The 16,842-nt window shown below is 28.8% G+C and carries 18 protein-coding genes; 4 read left to right on the top strand and 14 right to left on the bottom strand.

Annotated elements, in window-relative coordinates:
- Window positions 1–28 precede the first annotated feature (28 nt).
- On the bottom strand, window positions 29–871 hold the full coding sequence (locus J2Z71_RS01375) for a DsbA family protein (RefSeq protein WP_210060061.1): 843 nt from the start codon (window positions 869–871) through the stop codon (window positions 29–31).
- Window positions 872–1,099: 228 nt separating this feature from the next.
- Here J2Z71_RS01375 and J2Z71_RS01370 point away from each other — a divergent pair, with 228 nt between their 5' ends.
- The 4 genes from J2Z71_RS01370 to nrdG all read left to right on the top strand — a co-directional run bounded on the left by J2Z71_RS01370 (window position 1,100) and on the right by nrdG (window position 6,004).
- Complete coding sequence (locus J2Z71_RS01370; RefSeq protein WP_210060060.1) at window positions 1,100–2,374, top strand: dicarboxylate/amino acid:cation symporter; 1,275 nt, start codon at window positions 1,100–1,102, stop codon at window positions 2,372–2,374.
- 10 nt (window positions 2,375–2,384) lie between these two features.
- Entirely contained in the window at window positions 2,385–3,077 is a 693-nt protein-coding gene (locus J2Z71_RS01365; RefSeq protein WP_210060059.1) for an aspartate/glutamate racemase family protein, read from the top strand.
- 291 nt (window positions 3,078–3,368) lie between these two features.
- Window positions 3,369–5,492, top strand: coding sequence for an anaerobic ribonucleoside-triphosphate reductase (gene nrdD / locus J2Z71_RS01360; protein WP_210060058.1), 2,124 nt, complete (start codon window positions 3,369–3,371; stop codon window positions 5,490–5,492).
- Window positions 5,492–6,004 carry an anaerobic ribonucleoside-triphosphate reductase activating protein gene (gene nrdG, locus J2Z71_RS01355; RefSeq protein WP_210060057.1) on the top strand — a complete coding sequence of 171 codons (513 nt, stop codon included), beginning with the start codon at window positions 5,492–5,494 and terminating at the stop codon, window positions 6,002–6,004. The genes nrdD and nrdG overlap by 1 nt, the downstream gene beginning before the upstream one ends.
- A 25-nt stretch (window positions 6,005–6,029) precedes the next feature.
- Here the strand turns inward: nrdG and J2Z71_RS01350 are convergent, their stop codons facing one another.
- The 13 genes from J2Z71_RS01350 to J2Z71_RS01290 all read right to left on the bottom strand — a co-directional run bounded on the left by J2Z71_RS01350 (window position 6,030) and on the right by J2Z71_RS01290 (window position 16,832).
- Window positions 6,030–7,409, bottom strand: coding sequence for an aminopeptidase (locus J2Z71_RS01350; RefSeq protein WP_210060056.1), 1,380 nt, complete (start codon window positions 7,407–7,409; stop codon window positions 6,030–6,032).
- 110 nt (window positions 7,410–7,519) lie between these two features.
- Window positions 7,520–8,839 carry a sodium-dependent transporter gene (locus J2Z71_RS01345; protein ID WP_210060055.1) on the bottom strand — a complete coding sequence of 440 codons (1,320 nt, stop codon included), beginning with the start codon at window positions 8,837–8,839 and terminating at the stop codon, window positions 7,520–7,522.
- Window positions 8,840–9,031: 192 nt separating this feature from the next.
- Complete coding sequence (locus tag J2Z71_RS01340; RefSeq protein ID WP_210060054.1) at window positions 9,032–10,093, bottom strand: ribonuclease E/G; 1,062 nt, start codon at window positions 10,091–10,093, stop codon at window positions 9,032–9,034.
- A 1-nt stretch (window position 10,094) separates the two neighbouring features.
- Window positions 10,095–10,829: a nucleotide-binding protein gene (locus J2Z71_RS01335; protein ID WP_210060053.1), complete on the bottom strand. Its 735-nt coding sequence runs from the start codon at window positions 10,827–10,829 to the stop codon at window positions 10,095–10,097.
- 23 nt (window positions 10,830–10,852) lie between these two features.
- Window positions 10,853–11,584, bottom strand: coding sequence for a RadC family protein (gene radC, locus J2Z71_RS01330; protein ID WP_210060052.1), 732 nt, complete (start codon window positions 11,582–11,584; stop codon window positions 10,853–10,855).
- Window positions 11,571–12,164, bottom strand: coding sequence for a nucleoside triphosphate pyrophosphatase (locus tag J2Z71_RS01325; RefSeq protein ID WP_210060051.1), 594 nt, complete (start codon window positions 12,162–12,164; stop codon window positions 11,571–11,573). Before J2Z71_RS01325 ends, radC begins: the two co-directional genes overlap by 14 nt.
- The gene (locus J2Z71_RS01320; protein ID WP_210060050.1) at window positions 12,161–12,676 is read right to left on the bottom strand and encodes a Gx transporter family protein; all 516 of its coding nucleotides are present in this window, start codon (window positions 12,674–12,676) and stop codon (window positions 12,161–12,163) included. Before J2Z71_RS01320 ends, J2Z71_RS01325 begins: the two co-directional genes overlap by 4 nt.
- Window positions 12,673–13,053, bottom strand: a complete 381-nt coding sequence (locus J2Z71_RS01315) for a NusG domain II-containing protein (protein ID WP_210060049.1) — start codon at window positions 13,051–13,053, stop codon at window positions 12,673–12,675. The genes J2Z71_RS01320 and J2Z71_RS01315 overlap by 4 nt, the downstream gene beginning before the upstream one ends.
- Before the next feature lie 82 nt (window positions 13,054–13,135).
- Window positions 13,136–14,044 carry an RnfABCDGE type electron transport complex subunit B gene (locus J2Z71_RS01310; RefSeq protein WP_210060048.1) on the bottom strand — a complete coding sequence of 303 codons (909 nt, stop codon included), beginning with the start codon at window positions 14,042–14,044 and terminating at the stop codon, window positions 13,136–13,138.
- 10 nt (window positions 14,045–14,054) lie between these two features.
- Window positions 14,055–14,633: an electron transport complex subunit RsxA gene (rsxA, locus tag J2Z71_RS01305; protein ID WP_210060047.1), complete on the bottom strand. Its 579-nt coding sequence runs from the start codon at window positions 14,631–14,633 to the stop codon at window positions 14,055–14,057.
- A 1-nt stretch (window position 14,634) separates the two neighbouring features.
- Window positions 14,635–15,231: an electron transport complex subunit RsxE gene (rsxE, locus tag J2Z71_RS01300; RefSeq protein WP_210060046.1), complete on the bottom strand. Its 597-nt coding sequence runs from the start codon at window positions 15,229–15,231 to the stop codon at window positions 14,635–14,637.
- 11 nt (window positions 15,232–15,242) lie between these two features.
- Window positions 15,243–15,830: an RnfABCDGE type electron transport complex subunit G gene (locus tag J2Z71_RS01295; protein ID WP_210060045.1), complete on the bottom strand. Its 588-nt coding sequence runs from the start codon at window positions 15,828–15,830 to the stop codon at window positions 15,243–15,245.
- Window positions 15,831–16,832 (bottom strand): RnfABCDGE type electron transport complex subunit D, encoded by a 1,002-nt coding sequence (locus J2Z71_RS01290; RefSeq protein ID WP_210060044.1) that lies wholly within the window; start codon window positions 16,830–16,832, stop codon window positions 15,831–15,833. It lies immediately after the preceding gene.
- Window positions 16,833–16,842: the final 10 nt, after the last annotated feature.

Here is a 16,842-nt window from a genome sequence, read left to right as displayed (position 1 = left end):
ATAAAAATGCTATTTTTAGCTGATATTTCTATTTTATAATTTTAAATTCAATTCCAGTTCCAATTAAATTTTTTTCTATTTTTTTACTTTTAACTAAATCTTCTAAAATTTCATTTACTTTTTTCTTATCTTTAAATATTTGATATATTTCTGCATCAAAAACTTTTTTATATTCTTTAATAAATTCTAAAATTTCTAATTCACTTAATTTAATTTCTCTCTTCTTAAAAGAATTATTAGAATTCTCATCTATAAATTCAATTAAATCCTCTAGTTTTTGATATCCTTTAAGGATTTTTTCTTTACCTTCTTTATTTATATATACAAAATTTGGAAAAAGTGTAAATCTATGATCAAAACTATCCATTCTATCTTCTAAAAACTCATCTCTTGCAAAATTCTCTAAATTATTAATATACTCTTTTTCATCTAATCCAACTTCTTTAGCTATTTCTATTTGAACATCAGATTTCATAGTATTTCTTCCTTCTAAAATTGTAGCTTCTCTTAAGGCTCTTAAATATTTATTAGCTAGCTCTTCATTAGTAAGTCTTGCTGCTACAAAAGCTATATCTATTGGATATATGGAATCTTTTATTGGAGATAATAATTTAGGATATTCTTTATTTATTGGCATATTATGAAAATTATATCCTGTAAGCCACATTTCATATAATATTTTATTTGCCATTTCCTCTGAATCTTGATCTTTCATATTTATAGGAAGTAAATCTCTATAATCAGAAAAAAGTCCCCCCATAATATTTCTAAATTTAATTTTTCCATAATATATATAATCTATTGCCCTTAAAACCTTTTCTTCACCATAAGACCAAGGACAAACTGCATCAGAATAAATTTTTATAATCATAAAACCCCTCCTATTATTAATAAAATTATAACATAGCAAAATAATATTATTGTTTTTATTTTATAATGCTTTATCAAAGTATATTTTATAGTTTATATATGCTATAATGTAATTAAATTATTCATATTATCTATACTCTATATAGACAAACTCTATTATAAAGTTTGATTAGTATGAATTCTACAATTGAATATTCAAATTATTTTAAAAAAGAAAGGAAGGTTTTTTATGAATACTGAGAAAAAAAGAATGTCGCTCCCAATTCAAATATTAATTGGACTAGCCCTTGGAGTTATTGTTGGACTTCTACTACAAAATAATCCTGAGATTGCTGATAATTTTATTAAACCCTTTGGAACTATATTTTTAAATTTAATTAAACTTATTATTGTTCCATTAGTTTTCTCCTCATTATTAGTTGGAGTTGCAGATCTTGATGATGCTGCTAAAATAGGTAAAATCGGATTAAAAACCTTTGTATATTTTTTATTTACAACTTCTATTGCCCTTATAATAGGACTTGTTGTAGCAAATGTTCTTAATGTTGGTGCAGGATTTACTATTCCAATTGAGGATATTGCCTATGAAGCTAAAGAAGCTCCTAAATTTATTGATACATTAGTTGGTATAGTTCCATCTAATCCATTAAAATCAATTGTTGAAGGAGAAATGCTTCAAATTATTGTATTTGCACTTATTCTAGGCGCTGGACTTTTAGCTGTTGGAGATTTAGGAAAACCAGTTTTAAATTTCTTTAATGGAATTGCTGAAGCAATGTACAAAATAACTAATGCTATTATGAAACTTGCTCCTATTGGAGTATTTGGACTTATGACACCTGTTATTGCAAATAATGGACCACAAGTATTACTTCCATTGTCTAAGGCAATACTTGCTGTATATTTAGCTTGTGCACTTCATGTTGTATTAGTATATGCACCAACTGTTAAACTACTAGGCAAAATGAATGTAAAACAATTCTTTAAAGGTGCTTTTGGACCTTGGCTATTTGCATTTACAACATCATCATCTTCAGGTACACTTCCAGTATCTATGGAAGCTGCTGAAAATAAACTTGGTGTTTCAAAGCCAATAGCAAGTTTCGTACTACCTTTAGGTGCTACAATTAATATGGACGGTACTGCAATATATCAAGGAGTTTGTGCATTATTTATTGCTCAAGTATATGGTATTGATTTATCTATTTCTCAGCAACTTACTATAATACTTACTGCAACTCTTGCTTCTGTTGGTACAGCTGGTGTTCCAGGTTCTGGAATGATTATGCTTGCAATGGTTCTACAAGGTGTTGGACTTCCTGTTGAGGGAATTGCACTTGTAGCTGGAGTTGATAGAATATTTGATATGATAAGAACATCAATAAACGTTGTTGGAGATCTTGCTTGTTCAGTTATTGTTGCTCATAGTGAAGGAGAACTTGACAGATCTATTACTCTTGAAACTATAAAAGCACAAGAAAAAGCAAAACATATGTCTAAATAGTGGTGATACAATGAAAAAATTAGGGATACTTGGAGGTATGGGACCTCTTGCAACTTGTATATTTTATGAAAAAATTATTAATTTAACAGATGCAAAAAATGATCAAGATCATATAAATACTATTATTTTATCTGATACTAATATCCCAGACAGAACTGATATTATTATTAATAATAAAGATAAAAATTTAATTGTAGATGCTATTAAAGATGATATAAAAATTTTTGAAAATAATAATGTTTCTAAAATTGCAGTTCCCTGTAATACTTTTCATTATTTTTTTGATGAAGTGCAAAATCTTACTAATATTAAAATTATAAATATGATAGAAGAAACTATAAAAAAAGTTTCTAAAGATAATAAAAAAAGTATTGCTGTTCTTGGAACTAAAGGAACTTATGAAGGAAATGTATATAGTAAGTATTCAGATAAATATAATATTAATATCTATGATGTTGATTTAAATATTAAAAATGATCTTATGGATATTATTTATAATGTAAAGGCAACAGGATCAAGAAAATCAGATAAATTAAATAATATTATTAGAGATTTAAAAGATTCTGGAGTTGATTATATAATACTTGCTTGTACAGAACTTAGTACTATTATTTTAGATGAAGATGTTAAATTTTATACCTTAGATGCTCTAGATGTACTTGCTGAACAATCAGTTTTACAAATGGGCTATAAGATTAAATAATTGAAAATAACTAAAGTAGACACTATATATTGTAGATACTTTAGTTATTTTTTTTCATTATTTTATTAAAAAATCTCTGTATATATTCAAATTATGCCATTTCTACAACCTTTTTCACCACCTCAACATATAGGGCGTGTTCATTAAATAAACCTATTTTACCACAATATATTGTGCCTTTTCCCTTGTATTATTATTTCTTTGGGGTATAATAATAAATAGAAATTCATAAACTATTACTAGTATTTAATTAATTAAATATTAGATTTATGTATGAAAGGAGAACTTACATTGGTAGAGGTAATTAAACGTAATGGCAAAAAAGTTGCTTTTGATTCTAATAAAATCAAAATAGCAATTGAAAAAGCAATGGATTCTAGTAATGGAATTTTTGTTGAAAATCAAGCTCTTACAATATCTAATGAGATTGAAGAATTTGCTAAAAGTAGAGATATTGATATTTCTATTAAAGAGATTGAAGAGCAAGTTTATTATAAACTTATAAAATACAAAAACCCAGCTACTGCTCGTGCTTATGAGTCTTATAGATCTGTTCAGGCCTATAAGAGAGAACAAAATACAACAGATGAAGAAATACTTGGTTTGTTAAATCAAACTAATACAGATGTTATGGATGAAAACTCCAACAAAAATCCTATTATTGCATCCACTCAAAGGGATTTAATCGCTGGAGAAGTTTCTAAGGATATTGCAAAAAGAAAAATGCTTCCTGCAGATCTTGTTGAAGCTCATGACTCTGGAGCAATTCACATTCACGACTTAGATTATATTATTCAACCTATATTTAATTGTTGTCTTGTAAATATGAAAGATATGTTAGACAGAGGAACTGTTGTTAATGGAAAAATGATTGAAACTCCTAAATCTTTTCAAGTTGCATGTAATGTTATGACTCAAATTATTGCACAAATTGCATCAAATCAATATGGTGGACAATCTATTGACATATCTTGTCTTGGAAAATACTTAAGAAAATCCTACGAAAAGAATTTAAATCTTTCAATTGACACATTAGGTGATGTTGAGCTTGCTGAAAAAATGGCACATAGACTAACTAAAAAAGACCTTGAAAGTGGTATTCAAACTATACAGTACCAAATAAATACTTTAATGACTTCAAATGGTCAAGCACCTTTTGTTACACTATTTATGCATATAAAAGACAATGATCCTTATGAAGAAGAAGTTGCACAAATTGTTGAAGAAATCTTAAAACAAAGAATTCAAGGAATAAAAAATGACGCAGGAGTTTATGTTACTCCAGCCTTCCCTAAACTTATTTATGTCCTTGATGAAAATAATGTTCACAAAGATTCTAAATATTATTATTTAACTAGTCTTTCTATAAGATGTACAGCTAAGAGAATGTATCCTGATTATATTTCAGCTAAGAGAATGGCTAAAAACTATGAAGGAAATGTATTTAGTCCAATGGGATGTAGAGCTTTTCTACCACCTTGGAAAAACGAAAAAGGAAAATATCAATTTGATGGTAGATTTAATATGGGCGCATGTTCTATTAACCTTCCACAAATAGGAATTCTTGCTCATGGCAATGAAGATAAATTTTTTGAGATTCTAGAAAAAAGACTAGATCTTGTTAAAAGAGTTGGCCTTATAAGGTATGAACACTTAACTCATGTTACAAGTGATTCATCACCAATTCATTGGCAACATGGAGCTATTGCAAGACTTGGAAAGCACGAATCTATTGCCCCACTTCTTAAAGATGGCTACTCAACTGTATCTCTTGGATATATTGGAATATATGAAGCTACTAAACTTATTAAGGGTGTAACTCATACTGATCCTAAGGGATATGAATTTGCAATGAAGATAATGGATTATTTAAATGAAGCTGTTAAAAAATGGACTGATGAATATGGAATTAAATTCACTCTTTATGCTACACCTGCTGAAAGTTTAACTAATAGATTTTGCTCTATTGACAAAAATAGATTTGGAATTATTGAAGATGTAACTGACAAGGGATATTATACAAACTCCTTCCATGTTGATGTTCGTGAAGAAATTTCAGCTTTTGAGAAATTTACTTTTGAATCTAAATTCCAAGATAAATCAACTGGTGGATGTATATCTTATGTTGAAATTCCAAATATGAACCAAAATCTAGAAGCTCTAGAAACTATTGTAAAATATATCTATGACAATATTCCTTATGCTGAATTTAACACAAAATCAGACTACTGTGCAGAATGTGGATTTGATGGCGAAATTAAATTAAATGAATCAGGCGACTGGGAATGTCCTCAATGTGGAAACTCTGATAGATCTACACTTACTGTTGTAAGACGTACTTGTGGATATCTTGGCGAAAACTTCTGGAATGAAGGAAGAACTAAAGAAATTAATAGTAGGGTTTTACACATATAATGAGATATGGACAAATAAGAAAGTTTGATGTTGCAAATGGACCTGGAATAAGAACTACATTTTTTGTAACAGGTTGCACTCACCACTGCCCTGAATGTTTTAATGAAGAATATCAAGATTTTCACTCAGGAGAGCTATGGACTAATGAGCAAACTAAAGAAGTTATAAAATATTTAAATCAAGATGTTGTTGAGGGACTTACTATCCTTGGTGGTGAGCCCTTTCAAAACACAGAAGATTTAATAAAAATTATTTCAGATATAAAAAAAGAATCTAATAAAAGTATTTGGATTTATTCAGGTTATACTTATGAGGAACTTATTAAAAATCCAGTTCAAAAAGAACTTTTAGAACTTGTAGATGTTTTAGTAGATGGCCTTTTTAAAATTGAACTTAAAAATCTAAAACTTAAATTCCGTGGATCATCAAATCAAAGAATAATAGATATAAAAAACACATTAAAAAACAATGAAATAGTATTTTGGAATGGAATAGAAAAAGAGGACTTATAATTTAAGTCCTCTTTTTCTATTATATTTATTTTAAAAATGCCTTATAAGCTTTTTTTGTCATATAAGCATCAGCCTTTGAAGCAAGTTCAACTGGAGCATGCATAGATAACATTGGAGTTCCCATATCTACAACTTCCATACCATACTCTGCAAGTATATAAGCTATAGTTCCTCCACCACCTTGGTCAACTTTTCCAAGTTCACCTGTTTGCCAAATTACATTTTCTTCTTTAAATAAATCACGAAGTTGTGCAATATATTCAGCATTTGCATCATTTGAGCCAGATTTTCCTCTTGCTCCTGTGTATTTAGACATTGTAACACCAAAGCCTACTATAGCCGCATTCTTATCATCCATTACATCTTTATGGTTTGGATCAAGTGCTGCTGTAACATCTGCTGAAAGCACTTTAGAATTTGACATAGCACGTCTTAATTTAATATCTGAATAGTTTTCTCTAGTAGCTAAAACTTCAGCTACAAAGTTTTCAAAGAATTTAGCTGACATTGATGCATTACCAACTGATCCTATTTCTTCTTTATCTACAAAAAGACCTACTGCTGTAATTTCAGGATTTTCAACTTCTAAAATAGCTTCAAGGTTTGCATAAGAACAAATTCTATCATCATGACCATGTCCTGCTATCATAGCTCTATCAAATCCAACATCTCTTGCCTTAGCAGCTGGAACAACTTCAAATTCTGCAACTTGGAAGTCCTCTTCAATTAAATTGTATTTTTCATTTAAAAATTGTAGTACTAATTTCTTAATAGGATTTTCTTTATCATCTATTCCAAAAGATGAATGTCCTACTATAATATTTAGTGATTCTCCTGTAACACCTTCAGCAAGTGTTTTTTTATTTTGATCTGCTCCTAAATGTGGAAGTAAATCATTTATAAAAAATATTGGATCACTTTCATCTTCACCAATACTTATATTTAACTTTTCACCCTTTGAATTTACTACAAATCCATGAAGTGCTAGTTGAATTGTTGGCCATTGGTATTTTCTAACTCCACCATAGTAGTGAGTTTTAAACATTGCCATTTCTGAGTCTTCATATAGTGGATTTTGTTTAAGATCAAGTCTAGGACAATCTATATGAGATCCTACTATATGCATTCCCTCTTCCATATTTTTTCCTACTACCATTAAAACTGCTGATTTATTTTTATTGTTTAAATAAATTTTATCTCCAGCTTTTATCTCTTTTTTTATAGCTTCATCTAATGAAATAAATCCTTTTTTCTTAGCTTCTTCTATAATAAATGCACAAGATTCTCTTTCAGTTTTAGCAAGATCTAAAAAGTTTTTATATCTTTCACCATAACTATAAATTTCTTCATTTTCTTTTTCATCTATTAATTTCCAAATAGATTTTTTGTTTAATTCTAGTTCCAAAATATCACCATTCCTTTAGAGAATATTTTACCATAGACAAATTTTTAATTAAAGTATTAGTCTATTAATAAGTTTTTACAATAAAAAAAGCGTCTAATAGACGCCATTTTTTAAAAGGATATACCTTTAAATATAGCTATAAAACAAAGTATGGCTGCTAGAGGAACATATAAATATTTTCCAACATTATGCCAAGTACTTGTGTATTTTTTTTCTCCATTATTATCATTTATCTCATCTAATAGTTCATCTTTAGGAAGCACATAAAACCAAGTTATAGCTCCAATTAATGCTCCTATTGGAATAATATAAATTGAAATCAAATCCATCCAAGGTCCCCAAATATTTATAGCTTCCATATTTACACTTATTCCAAATAATAAAACTACAATGCCTACAAGAAGATTACTTCTTTTAGCCTTTGGAAATCTATGTAATAAAGATTCTATTACAACCTCAAACATATTTTGAAGTGATGATATTCCTGCAAATACAACTGCTGTAAATAGAAATATAGCAAAAACTCTTCCCATAAATATATCTTGAAGTATTTCTGGAAGTGTTACAAATAAAAGTCCTGGTCCTGATCCTACATCTACTGAATAGGCAAAACATGCAGGTATTATTACAAGAGAAGATACTATTGCTGCTAGAGTATCAAAAATTCCTGTTGTAATAGAGCTTTTTACAACATCTTCACCCTTTGGAAGATATGCTCCATATACTATCATTCCACTTCCTGTTACAGATAGTGAAAAGAAAGCCTGTCCCATTGCAAATACCCAAACTTTAGGATTTTTCAAGTCATTCCACTCTGGTCTAAACATAAATTCGTATCCCTCAAAAGAACCATCTAAGAAAAATACTCTTATTGCAAGAATACAAAATAATATAAAGAATAATGGCATAAGTATTTTATTTGATTTTTCTATTCCTTCAGGTCCTACTCTAAGTGATATTACTACTAATAATATAATAATTAAATGGTAAGGCATAACTGAATAGGGAACTTCTGAAAATGATGCAAACCAAGTCTGTGTATTTACAGTCATTAATGTTCCAGTTAGTGTTTGCACTAATGCCTTTAGACAATAAGCAACTACTACTGAATATCCAAGAGCAATACAAAAAGATCCTGCAAGAGGTATCCATCCCACTACTCTTCCGACTTTTTTAAGTCCTCTTTTATTCCAAGCATATTCATATGATCCTAAAGTTCCTGTTCTTGTTCTTCTTCCAATTGCATATTCTGCACTAAGACCTACTATTCCAAATAGTACTACAAAGATTAAATAAGCAATTAAAAAAGCACTTCCTCCCATTGAGCCCATTCTATAGGGAAATCCCCAAACATTAGCCATGCCAACAGCAGAGCCAACAGTTGCTAAAATGAAGCCCCAACGAGAGGAGAAATATTTTTTATCTTCCATTTAAAATTCCTTCCTTCTGTTTTTTTCAACTTCCCAATAATAACATAATTAAATTCCAATGTAAAGCACTTTAAACTGATAAATCACAACTAGCATAATGCAGTATGTAATTTTGCATTCGAATTTATCCATTTAAAGCAATATAGTACCATTATAACAAAAAAGATAGTTAATTAAAACTATCTTTAATTTTTATAATATTTTATTTTTTAACTCTTCTCCAATATTCTTCCTGCTAATCTCCATAAGTCCAAGCTTTGTATAACCATGAACTATTGTTTTTGTAAAATCATCTTTAAAGCCCTCTTTTAGAATATTCATTAAATCAATTCTATGCTTTTTATCTTTCATATCTACAAAATCAATAATTATAATACCAGAAATATTTCTTAAAATAATCTGCCTTATAATTTCCTTTGCAGCAATTATATTATTTTCATAAATAGTATCTTCAAAATTCAAATCACCTACAAATGAAGATGTATTAACATCTATTGCAGTTAAGCTCTCTACATTATCTATTACTATTTCTCCACCATTATTAAGTTTTACTACTCTATTAAAAAGAGATTTATAATCTTCTAATAATTCAAAATTATAAATTAGTGAAAAATCCTCATTATAATTTATATTAAACTTATCTCTTAAATTCTTATAGATAGTTTTATTATTTACAATAATCTCTTCATTCATTGCATTTTCTAATAAATAATCTAAAAAATTATCTCTTTTATAAATCAACTTTGGTGTAGGTCTTAAATCTTTTTCAAGAAGAATATTTTTTTTAATTTGATTTAAATAATTATACTCTTCAATTATCTTCTCATCATCTACATCCTTTGATGAGGTTCTAAATAAAACTCCCTTTAAACCTAAGCTCTTTAATCTATTTATATCATCTTTAGAGAGCTTATTTGAAAATTTAAGGATATCTTTCTCAAGAAACATAATAATATATCTTCCTGTTATAGAAAGCTCTCTAGTAAGTCTTAGTGCCTTATTTTCAGGAGGTACTTTCTTTACTTGAAAAAGCAATTCTTCAGTTTCTTTTATTTTTCCCTTTACATCATTTAAAGATAAATATCCATTTTCTTCTTTTCCTATATTTACAAAAGCTGAATTCATAGAAGGAATCACTTTATCAACTCTACCTCTATAAATATTTCCAATTTCTAAATTTTCATAATCAAAAATAGACTTTATATTGTCTTTATATTCTATTATTAATTTTAAATTATCATCTATATAAAACATTTTATTTTCCTAACAACTTTTGAATAAAAGTCTTTTCTTCTACTTTCTTTTCTCTAAATACTATATCATTTCCCTTTATTACTTCTACAATATCTCTTATAAATAATAAAAATTCTTCTAAATCTTCCTCTTCAATATTGTAAAATTTAGGTATTTTAGAAATTATTTTAACATTTGGTCCCATAAATAATTCATATTTTTTCTCAAGGTCAAATTCCTTATTAGAATCCACTTTATTAAATACAACTTTTATTGGTCTTCTAATTTTATTTTTTATAAAAATATACATTATCTTATCTGTAAGTCTTAAACTTATATCATTATCTTCTGTAATAAGTATAAATTCATCTACAATATCTGCCCAAGCAACTATTGTCTTTTCATCTCTTGGTATATCTACTATTACATATTCATATTTTGATAATGTATCTAAATTATCTTTTATCTTTGAAAAATCAATATCATCAACAGTTTTTGATTGAGATGCACATAAAAAATTAAGTTTCTCATTGTCCTCAACTTTATTTATACACATTTCATCTTCTATTCCCATTGAAAAATCATATATATCATATATTGTATTTTCACAATTTAACATTAAATCAAGTGTTCTAAATCCTAAATCTGAATCTATTAAAAGAGTATTACTTTCTTTAGATAATTCCTTTGCTAAAGAAGAAGCTATTATTGATTTTCCAGATCCACCTTTTCCACTAATTATTCCAATTTTTTTCATTTATTCACCTTTTCACTACTAATTTAGCTAATTAAATTATTTTCTAAAAAGCTATAATATGTATTATCTCCAATAATAATATGGTCTATTACATCTATTTTTACAATATTTCCAACTTCAACAAGTCTATTTGTAATATTAATATCTTCAATTGACGGAGTTGGATCTCCTGTTGGATGATTATGTATAAGTATTATTGTATGGGCATTTTCTCTAATTGCAATTTGAAAGACATCTCTTGGGTGAACTATTGTTGCATTAAGAGTTCCAGTTGAAATATGTCTTATTGATTCAACTTCCTTTTTCGTATTTAATATTGCAATATTAAAATTTTCTCTTTCTAAAAATCTCATATCACTTAATACAAAATCTGCCATATCCGATGGAGTTCTAATTCTTTTTTTCTTATATATTGAACTTTTATTTGTTCTTCTTGAAATTTCAAGAGCTGAAATAATCATTGATGCCTTACTTTCTCCAACTCCTGGAATCTTCATTAAATCTTTTGCTGATAAATCCTTTAATGCTATAAAGGAATTTTCTTCACTACTTAATCCCTTTTTTGCCTCATTTAAAATATTTTGAGATAGTTCTATTGATGTGTGTTTTTTACTTCCTGTTCTAATTATAAGTGCTAATAATTCAGCATTAGAAAGATGCTCAGGACCATACTTTAAAAGTTTTTCCTGAGGTCTATCTTCTGCTGGCATATCTTTTATTGTGTATTTTAATTCTTCTTCTTTATATTTTTCCATCTAAACCCTCACTTAAAAGATTTATATTAAATAATCTTTTAAAATCCTGGGCTATTTTTGATATTGGAAGACCTACAATATTTTCATAGTCTCCTACTATTGACTCAACTAATAAAGCTCCATAGCCTTGAATACCATAAGAACCTGCCTTATCTACATACTCCTTAGTATTAAGATAAGAATTAATTATTTCATCATCTAATTTTCTAAATTTAACTTTTGATATTTCATAATTTGTATATTTAATATTTTCATCTAATTTAAATATACTATATCCTGTCAAAACAATATGTTCTGTATTTGATAAGTTTTCTAACATTTTCTTTGCATCTTTTCTATCTTTTGGCTTTCCAAGTACTTTTCCCTTTAGTGCAACTACAGTATCTGCTGATAAAACTATAGACTCTGGATTTTCTCTTGCAACTTCTATTCCCTTTTCAAAGGAAAGAGCCATTACAAGTTGATTTGGTGAATTATATTCACTATTATTTTCTTTAATATCCTTTGTAATTACCTTATATTCTACAAATCTTCCTAAAATATCTTGTCGTCTTTTAGAATTTGAAGCTAGTATAATCATTTAATCAACTCCTTAAAATGTGTATTTAAATTTTTTGTAATATAAATACTTGCAAGACCTACAAAGTATCCTGTAAATAAACCAAGTATTAATAAAAATGGCAAGTAGGCAAATATCATTTTATTTCCAAGTATAAAACTTGCAACTATAACCTGTCCTAGATTATGAAAAAATGATCCTATTTCACTTATTCCAATTAATGATAGATATTTTGATAAATACTTATGTGCTAAAATCATAGATATTGAACTTAATAGTGCTCCTGCAAAGGAAAAGAAAAATGCTGATACTGATCCAGTTACAAGCATTAATATTAAAGTTTTAAATAATGCAACTATAAGACCTTCTCTATATCCAAATACTACTATGCTTACAAGTACTACTATATTTGAAAGTCCAAGTCTTGCACCAGGAAATGTAAAAGGAAGTGGTATTATGCTCTCAAAAAGTCCCATTACAAGACCAAGTGCTACTAGTATTGATAAAAATATTAGTTTTCTATTCTTTTTCAATATAAAACCACATCCACTTCATTTACTTTAGATTCTATTGAAACAGTAAGTCTATTTGGTAAACATATTATAGAATCTCCTGATTTTTCAATGCTTTTCATCTCTACACATAAATTATCAGGACAATCTGAATATATCATACTTACTTTTTCATTATCTATTTTTATAATATTTTTTCCATATTTAGTTTTAACTTCTATTTTTTCGTTTTTTACATTGTCTAATTTTAATTTTTTATATTCCTTGCCATCTACTGTAATAACTACATATTTTTCCTGATTTTTTTTATTGTCTATATTTCTTTTATTAGTTCCTACAAATAGAGTTATTGCAAAAATTATAATAAATAAAATTACAATTTTATCTCCCTTTTTCATAAATTACCTCTAGATTATTATACCATAGAGATTAATTTATCTCATAAAAAAAAGACGCCTTAAAAGACGTCTTAATTATTTTTTAGTTTTCTTTATTAGCTGCTGCTTCTTTAGCTGCTTTAGCTTTAGCTATTGCTTCTTGCTTTTTCTTTTCAGCTTGTTCTTTTTGTTTTTCTTTCATTTTTTCTACTCTTTCAGGATATTCACAGAATATCGCTCCTGTAGGACATTTTGAAACACAAATTCCGCAGTTAATACATTTACTATAATCAATTGTTGCAACATTGTTTTCAACATGGATTGCATCTTTTGGACAGTTCTTTTCACAAATTCCACATCCAATACATCCAACTTCACAGTTAGCTCTTACAACTTTACCTGTATCTTTTGAACTACAATCTACAACTGTTTTTGCTTTGTATGGAACTAGATCAATAAGATTTTTAGGACAAATTGTAATACACTTTTTACAAGCTACACATTTTTCCTTATCTACTACTGCTACTCCATCTACAATATGGATTGCATCGAATTCACATACGCTAACGCAAGTTCCTCCACCAAGACATCCATATTCACAAGCTTTTGAACCCTTTTGAAAATCAGACATAAGTCTACAATCAACAAGGTCATTATAGTCATATTTATCTTTTGCTTTTTCACAAGTTCCATTACACATAACATGTGCAACTTCTCTTTCTACATCTGCTGCATTTACACCCATTACATCAGCTACATTATCTGCAACTGCTTTACCTCCAATGGCACAAGCATTAACTGGAGCTTCTCCCTTTGCAATTGCTTCAGCTAAACCGTCGCAACCAGGGAATCCACAAGCACCACAGTTTGCTCCTGGTAATACGTCTCTAACAGCAAGAACTTTTTCATCTACTTCAACAGCAAATACTTTAGATGCTATTGAAAGTACTATTCCGAAAAGTGCTCCCATTACTGCAAGGATTATAATTGGAAGTATTATTGAATTTCCCATTTTATACCTCCTATACTAGTCCTGCAAATCCTGAAAATGCTAAAGCCATAAGTCCTGCACTTACTAGTGCAATAGGTACTCCTTGAAGAGCTTTAGGAACATTTCCAAGAGCAAGTCTTTCTCTTAGTGTACTGATTAAAACAAGTGCAAGTGCAAAACCTACAGATGCTCCAAATCCACTAAATACAGTTTCTATTAAGTTATATCCATTTTGAACATTTAGTACTGTAACTCCAAGTACAACACAGTTTGTAGTGATTAGTGGAAGATAAACACCCATTGCTGTATATAGTGATGGAGATGTTTTCTTAATAACCATTTCTACGAATTGTACTAAAGATGCTATTACTAAGATAAATACTATTGTTTGTAAGTATCCAAGTCCAAATTTATCTAGTATAAAAGTTTGTAAACACCATGTAATAGCTGATGCGATTACTACTACGAAAGTAACTGCAACACCCATACCTACTGCTGTTTCTGTTTTTGATGAAACTCCAAGGAATGGACAAATACCTAAGAATTGAGCAAATACATAGTTATTTACAAGTATTGTTGATATTAATATTGTAAGTATTCTTGACATCATATTACTCACCCCTTGATTCCATTATTCTTTTAAATCCAGCTATTAAAAATCCAAGTAGGATAAAAGCACCTGCTGGAGCTCCCATAAGTCCTATTCCTGGGAATGATGCTGGTAATATTTGTTTGTCGAATAATGTTCCATATCCTAAAAGTTCTCTTATAACACCCATTGCAACTACTGCAATTGTATAGCCTAGACCTGTTCCAAGTCCATCTACTAATGATGGTATAAGTTTATTTTTATATGCAAAACCTTCTGCTTCACCAAGAATACAACAGTTTACAACTATTAGTGGTAGGAATATTCCTAGAGCACCATAGATTCCTGGAGCATAAGCATGAAGTATCATTTCTACTACTGATACGAAAGTTGCTATTACTACGATAAAACAAGGAATTCTTATTTTACTAGGAATAACATTTCTAAGTATTGATACTACTCCATTACTCATTACAAGTACAAATATAACTGCAATACCCATTGCAACTGAGTTTTTTAAGTTATTTGTAATTGCAAGTGTAGAACATAGCCCAATAAGTTGTATAAATATGGGGTTGTTCTTAAACATACTGTCTTTAAAAACTTTACTTAAGCTCATAATTATCCCCCTTATTTATCATTTTTAAGAAATTCTTGATAAGCTTTTAGTGCTATATTATCACCAGCAAGTACTGCTTTAGATGATACTGTAGCTCCACTCATTAAAAGAACTTCGTCTTCTGCTTGAGGATCTGTTTCTATTTTTAATTCTCCTGCTGCAGATTTGCCTACATAAGTGCTATAATAATCTTCTTCTTCGATTTGTGTACCAAATCCTTTAGTTTCAGAGTTTGAAATATTTCTAAAACCTGCTATTGTGTCGTTTTCTAAAAGAATTCCTAGAGCATTTGTCATAGCTCCACCAAAACCATTTGATGATACATTTATACCATATCCAACAGTTTCTCCATCTTTTGTAGCCACAAATACATCTTCGATGTTAGGGTACGTTTCTTGAATTGTTGCTATTTTACTTTCATCATATTTCTCAAAGTTATCTGCTTCATCACCAAAAATAACTTTATAAGATTCAAGTGTTTCTTCAAGTTCAGCTTGAGCAATAACAGGAGCAGTAACTCCATTAACAGCTGCTAAAAGTCCAGCTGATATCGCACAAAATATAAGAAGAATTAATCCAAATTTTACTGGTTCTTTCATTTATTTCGCCTCCCCATATGCTTGAGTCTTTGTAAGTTTGTCAATTAGTGGTGTTGCAACATTCATTAGACAAATTGAATAAGATACTCCCTCTGGAAGAGATCCTTTAACTCTAATAATTGCTGTTAAAACTCCACAACCAATTGCAAAGATAATTTTTCCTTTATTGTTCATTGGAGATGTTGAATAGTCAGTAGCCATAAAGAATGCTCCTAAGAATAATCCTCCTCCAAAAATTTCATAAGGAATAATATTTGCTGGAACTTTTAATACAAATAACATAATAATTGTTGATATAAAGTAAAATGCTGGTATTCTCCAGTTGATTACTTTTCTAACTATTAAATAAATTCCACCAATTAATAATAATAATGCTGAAGTTTCACCAATTACTCCAGAAATATTACCTACAAACATATCCTTTAAAGTTGGTAGTGCTTCATATGCACCTGATTTTATAATTTGTAATGGTGTACCAGAACTTACTGCATCTACTCCTGCTGTTGCAGCACTTGTAGCAGCACTCATTCCATCTGGTCCAATATAGTCTGTCATTTTTTTAGCCCATGATGCCATTAAAACTACACGAGCTCCTAATGCTGGATTCATAAAGTTACAACCTATTCCTCCAAAACACTCTTTAATTACAATAATTGCAAATGCAGATCCAAAAATTGCCATCCATATTGGGAAATTTGCAGGTAAGTTAAATGCAATAAGCATTCCTGTTACTACTGCAGATAAATCCATTATTTGAATATCTTTTTTCATTAATTTTTGAAATACATACTCACTTATTATACATGTTGCTATACAAACAACATTTAATAATAATGCACGCATTCCAAAGAAATATATACTTCCTATTAAAGCTGGTAAAAGAGCTATTATTACATCTAGCATTATTCTTTGAACACTGTCTTTTGAATTAATGTGAGGAGCTAGTGAAACATATAACCCATTAGCTTTTAATGAATTTGTGTTTTTAATATTTTTTTCCATATTTCACCCT

The sequence above is a fragment of the Peptoniphilus stercorisuis genome, from assembly GCF_017874395.1.
Classification (GTDB): Bacteria; Bacillota; Clostridia; order Tissierellales; family Peptoniphilaceae; genus Anaerosphaera; species Anaerosphaera stercorisuis.
Note: the sequence above shows the minus strand (reverse complement) of the source record. Positions and strands in the feature narration are given on the sequence as shown.

Excerpts from the sequence above, each read along its gene's own strand:
- rsxA (WP_210060047.1), bottom strand. The coding sequence starts at position 14,633 with ATGATGTCAAGAATACTTACAATATTAATATCAACAATACTTGTAAAT.
- nrdG (WP_210060057.1), top strand. The coding sequence starts at position 5,492 with ATGAGATATGGACAAATAAGAAAGTTTGATGTTGCAAATGGACCTGGA.
- J2Z71_RS01290 (WP_210060044.1), bottom strand. The coding sequence starts at position 16,832 with ATGGAAAAAAATATTAAAAACACAAATTCATTAAAAGCTAATGGGTTA.
- J2Z71_RS01345 (WP_210060055.1), bottom strand. The coding sequence starts at position 8,839 with ATGGAAGATAAAAAATATTTCTCCTCTCGTTGGGGCTTCATTTTAGCA.
- rsxE (WP_210060046.1), bottom strand. The coding sequence starts at position 15,231 with ATGAGCTTAAGTAAAGTTTTTAAAGACAGTATGTTTAAGAACAACCCC.
- J2Z71_RS01375 (WP_210060061.1), bottom strand. The coding sequence starts at position 871 with ATGATTATAAAAATTTATTCTGATGCAGTTTGTCCTTGGTCTTATGGT.
- J2Z71_RS01310 (WP_210060048.1), bottom strand. The coding sequence starts at position 14,044 with ATGGGAAATTCAATAATACTTCCAATTATAATCCTTGCAGTAATGGGA.
- J2Z71_RS01295 (WP_210060045.1), bottom strand. The coding sequence starts at position 15,830 with ATGAAAGAACCAGTAAAATTTGGATTAATTCTTCTTATATTTTGTGCG.
- J2Z71_RS01340 (WP_210060054.1), bottom strand. The coding sequence starts at position 10,093 with ATGTTTTATATAGATGATAATTTAAAATTAATAATAGAATATAAAGAC.
- J2Z71_RS01335 (WP_210060053.1), bottom strand. The coding sequence starts at position 10,829 with ATGAAAAAAATTGGAATAATTAGTGGAAAAGGTGGATCTGGAAAATCA.
- J2Z71_RS01365 (WP_210060059.1), top strand. The coding sequence starts at position 2,385 with ATGAAAAAATTAGGGATACTTGGAGGTATGGGACCTCTTGCAACTTGT.
- radC (WP_210060052.1), bottom strand. The coding sequence starts at position 11,584 with ATGGAAAAATATAAAGAAGAAGAATTAAAATACACAATAAAAGATATG.
- J2Z71_RS01370 (WP_210060060.1), top strand. The coding sequence starts at position 1,100 with ATGAATACTGAGAAAAAAAGAATGTCGCTCCCAATTCAAATATTAATT.
- J2Z71_RS01325 (WP_210060051.1), bottom strand. The coding sequence starts at position 12,164 with ATGATTATACTAGCTTCAAATTCTAAAAGACGACAAGATATTTTAGGA.
- J2Z71_RS01315 (WP_210060049.1), bottom strand. The coding sequence starts at position 13,053 with ATGAAAAAGGGAGATAAAATTGTAATTTTATTTATTATAATTTTTGCA.